Annotated in this window: 5 protein-coding genes; 1 reads left to right on the top strand and 4 read right to left on the bottom strand. The window is 72.1% G+C overall.

What is annotated here, in order from left to right; genetic code table 11:
- Together DY240_RS23760 and DY240_RS23755 are read right to left on the bottom strand one after the other, a co-directional pair.
- Positions 1-244: hypothetical protein (locus DY240_RS23760; RefSeq protein ID WP_119662210.1), on the bottom strand; the 244-nt coding region annotated here is incomplete at its 3' end.
- 4 nt (positions 245-248) lie between these two features.
- Positions 249-1010, bottom strand: a complete 762-nt coding sequence (locus DY240_RS23755) for an SPFH domain-containing protein (RefSeq protein ID WP_119662209.1) — start codon at positions 1008-1010, stop codon at positions 249-251.
- Positions 1011-1163: 153 nt separating this feature from the next.
- Here DY240_RS23755 and lepA point away from each other — a divergent pair, with 153 nt between their 5' ends.
- Positions 1164-3017: a translation elongation factor 4 gene (gene lepA, locus DY240_RS23750; protein ID WP_119662208.1), complete on the top strand. Its 1854-nt coding sequence runs from the start codon at positions 1164-1166 to the stop codon at positions 3015-3017.
- Here the strand turns inward: lepA and DY240_RS23745 are convergent.
- Both DY240_RS23745 and DY240_RS23740 read right to left on the bottom strand, forming a co-directional pair.
- The gene (locus DY240_RS23745) at positions 3014-3568 is read right to left on the bottom strand and encodes an NUDIX hydrolase family protein (RefSeq protein ID WP_119662207.1); all 555 of its coding nucleotides are present in this window, start codon (positions 3566-3568) and stop codon (positions 3014-3016) included. The genes lepA and DY240_RS23745 overlap by 4 nt on opposite strands.
- 23 nt (positions 3569-3591) lie before the next feature.
- Positions 3592-4178 (bottom strand): hypothetical protein (locus tag DY240_RS23740; RefSeq protein ID WP_199702257.1); only part of this gene is annotated, 587 nt, incomplete at its 5' end.

The following is a 4178-nucleotide window of genomic DNA, read 5'->3' as shown; positions in this document are numbered from 1 at the left end:
GTTCGCCCGCGGGCGGGGCCGGCGGACGGCCGCGGCGGGGGAGCGGCCCGGCGTCCTTCGGCTCGCGCCCGGCCGCCCGCAGCGCGTTCCGCAGCACCAGCTCGACCTGCGCGTTGACGCTGCGGAACTCGTCGCGGGCCCAACGGGTCAGCGCCTCGTGCACGGCGGGGTCGAGGCGGAGCAGGACGGCGTGCCGCTCGCGCCGTCGCGCGGAGCGGTCGCCGTCGGGCTCGGAGGACACCACGGGCTCAGGTGTAGAGGCTGCCGGTGTTGACGACCGGCGTGGCGCGCTGGTCGCCGCAGAGGACGACGAGGAGGTTGGAGACCATGGCGGCCTTGCGTTCCTCGTCGAGGGCGACGACATTCTCACGCTCGAGCCGGGCCGGCGCGAGCTCGACCATGGTGACGGCGCCCTCGACGATGCGCTCGCGGGCCGCGACGATCGCGCTGGCCTGCTGACGTTGCAGCATCGCCTGGGCGATCTCCTGCGCGTACGCGAGATGGCTGATGCGCACCTCGAGGATCTCGCCGCCGGCGACCCGGGCGGCCACCTCGTGCGCCAGCTCGTCGGACACGACGTCGGTGGAGCCGCGCAGCGACGTGCCCTGGTCGCCCTGGTCGTCGACCACCCAGACCAGCCCGGTGCGCCGGACGGTGCCGATGTAGCGGCCGAAGAACAGGATGACCCGCGTCTGCCCGGGCTGGATGACGACCAGCGGCGACGCGAGCAGGGCGGCCACCAGCAGGGCGGCGACGGCGAGGCCGGCCCGCCCGGCCGGGACGCCGGCCCAGTCCTCGGACTCGAACGCGTCGCGGACCGCCGGCGCCAGCCGGACGGCCTGCCAGACGGCGTACGCGGCGGCCGCGAGCGCGAGGAACAGCGCGACGAAGCCGCTCATCGCCCAGGCGCGGTGCTCGCTGACGTCGATGCAGTGGCCGGCCGTGCCCACCGGCGCGGGCCCGGCCCGGCGTGTGCCCGCCTCGCCGCCGTCGGTGAGGGTGTCGGTCATGGTCCTCCAGGTGTCGCGGCCGGTCCGGCCGGCTAGATATCTCAGTGATATCACTTTTCTGGCACGGCCGTATCGCCGACCATGGGATGATGTGTGGTGCGGGCAGGACACCGCGCCCACCACAGAACCCATTCCGAAGCCCGAGGAAACTGCGTGCCAGTCAGCGAGAACGCGCCGGTGCCGTCGGCGACCCCGCCGGAGCTCATCCGGAACTTCTGCATCATCGCCCACATCGACCACGGCAAGTCGACGCTGGCCGACCGGATGCTGCAGCTCACGGGCGTCGTCGACGAGCGGTCGATGCGCGCGCAGTACCTCGACCGCATGGACATCGAGCGCGAGCGCGGCATCACCATCAAGAGCCAGGCCGTGCGGCTGCCGTTCACCTCCCAGGCCCCGGAGAACAACGGCACCACCTACGCGCTCAACCTCATCGACACCCCCGGCCACGTCGACTTCTCCTACGAGGTGAGCCGCAGCCTGGCCGCGTGCGAGGGTGCCGTCCTGCTGGTCGACGCCGCGCAGGGCATCGAGGCGCAGACGCTGGCCAACCTGTACCTCGCGCTCGAGAACGACCTCACGATCATCCCGGTGCTGAACAAGATCGACCTGCCGGCCGCGCAGCCCGACAAGTACGCCGCCGAGCTCGCCCACCTCATCGGCGGCGACCCCGACGACGTCCTGCGGGTCAGCGGCAAGACCGGCGAGGGCGTCCTCGACCTGCTCGAGCGGGTCGTCGCCGAGGTCCCGGCGCCGGAGGGCGACCCGGATGCGCCGGCTCGCGCCATGATCTTCGACAGCGTCTACGACTCCTACCGCGGCGTCGTCACCTACGTCCGCGTCATCGACGGCAAGCTCACGCCGCGCGAGCGCATCCTCATGCTGTCGACGAAGGCCACCCACGAGCTGCTCGAGATCGGCGTCATCTCGCCCGAGATGACGCCCGGCGGCGGGCTCGGCGTCGGCGAGGTCGGCTACCTCATCACCGGGGTGAAGGACGTCCGGCAGTCCAAGGTCGGCGACACCGTCACCGACGCCGCCAAGCCGGCGGCCACGCCCCTGGCCGGTTACCGCGACCCCAAGCCGATGGTGTTCTCGGGCCTCTACCCGGTCGACGGCTCCGACTACCCCGACCTGCGCGAGGCGCTGGACAAGCTCAAGCTCAACGACGCCGCGCTGGTGTACGAGCCGGAGACGTCGGCGGCGCTGGGATTCGGCTTCCGCTGCGGCTTCCTCGGCCTGCTGCACCTCGAGATCGTCCGCGAGCGGCTCGAGCGCGAGTTCGGCCTCGACCTCATCTCGACGGCGCCGAACGTCGTCTACCAGGTCACCATGGAGGACGGCACCGAGCACACCGTCACCAACCCCAGCGAGTTCCCGTCGGGCAAGATCGCGTCGGTGCGCGAGCCGGTGGTCCGGGCGACGCTGCTGGCGCCGAGCGAGTTCGTCGGCACCATCATGGAGCTGTGCCAGGCCCGCCGCGGCACGCTGCTGGGCATGGACTACCTGTCCGAGGACCGCGTCGAGCTGCGCTACACCATCCCGCTGGCCGAGATCGTCTTCGACTTCTTCGACGCGCTGAAGTCGCGCACCCGCGGCTACGCCAGCCTCGACTACGAGCCCACCGGCGACCAGGAAGCCGACCTCGTCAAGGTCGACATCCTGCTGCACGGCGACCCCGTCGACGCGTTCAGCGCCATCGTCCACAAGGACAAGGCCTACGCGTACGGCGTCGCCATGGCGGGCAAGCTCAAGGAGCTCATCCCGCGGCAGCAGTTCGAGGTGCCCATCCAGGCCGCCATCGGCGCCCGCGTCATCGCCCGCGAGAACATCCGCGCCATCCGCAAGGACGTCCTGGCCAAGTGCTACGGCGGCGACATCACGCGGAAGCGGAAGCTGCTGGAGAAGCAGAAAGAGGGCAAGAAGCGGATGAAGATGGTCGGCCGGGTCGAGGTGCCGCAAGAGGCGTTCATCGCGGCACTCTCGTCCGACGGCGGCTCGAACTAGCCGACCACCGGCGCCGGCGGGAAGCCCAGGTGCGCCAGCGCCTGCCGCAGCACGATGCCGTGGCCGCCGAGCATCTCCTTCTGGACGGCGTCGTCGGCGGCGTCCTGCGGCGACAGCCAGATGAGGTCGAGTGCGTCCTGACGGGGCGCGCAGTCGCCGGTCACGGGGATGACGAACGCCAGCGCGACGGCGTGCTGGCGCGGGTCGTGGTACGGCGTGACGCCCGGCGTCGGCAGGTACTCGGCGACGGTGAACGGCGACGGCGACACCGGGATGCGCGGCAGCGCCAGCGGCCCGAGGTCCTTCTCGATGTGCCGCAGCAGTGCGTCGCGGATGCGTTCGTGGAACAGCACCCGGCCGGCCACCAGCTCGCGCCGGATCTCGCCCTCGGGGGTCGACCGCAGCAGCAGGCCGACCGACGTCGCGACACCGGTGTCGTCGACCCGTACGGGTACCGCGTTGACGTACAGGATCGGGAGCCGGCGCCGCGCGGCGTCGAGCTCGTCAGGGGTGAGCCAGTTCTCGTGGGAGCCGACGGCCGTCTGGTTCATGAGACAGTTCTACACAGTGATCGTCACGTCCGGTTGAGGAACCCGATCACCGTCGCCGTCCACCACGCCAGTTGCGACGTCGCGGCCATGAGCAGACCGGCCCGCAGCAGCCGCCGCGACGGCGACGTCCGGGCGGCCAGCCGGCGGCTCACCGCCAGCGCCAGCACCCCCACCACCCCCGCCACGCCGACCATCGCGAGCTTGACCAGCGTGATCGTCGACTCGTAGTCCGGCGAGAGCAGCATCCCCGACAGCATCAGGCCGCTGAGCCCCAGCCAGATCGGCACCGCGAGCGCGGCCGCCGTCGACACGACCTCGCGCAGCGTCGCCCTGCCCAGCTGCCAGCGCAGCCCGAGCCAGTCGACCGCCAGCACGCTGCCCAGCCCGAGCACGACGCAGGCCAGGTGCACGAACTGCGCCGCCGTGTGCAGCGCCGGCGGCGGGTCCACCAGGTGGCTGCCCAGGACGACGCCGGCCAGGGCGACCAGCGTCGAGAGCGCCAGCGCCAGCTCCGCCCTGGTGACGATCGGCTCGCGCTGCGGCCGCGCCACGACGGCGGGGCCGGCCGAGCCGCTCCCGGCCGAGCCGCTCCCGGCCGGGCCGCTCCCGG

Source organism: Jiangella rhizosphaerae, from assembly GCF_003579925.1.
GTDB lineage: Bacteria > Actinomycetota > Actinomycetes > Jiangellales > Jiangellaceae > Jiangella > Jiangella rhizosphaerae.
Note: the sequence above shows the minus strand (reverse complement) of the source record. Positions and strands in the feature narration are given on the sequence as shown.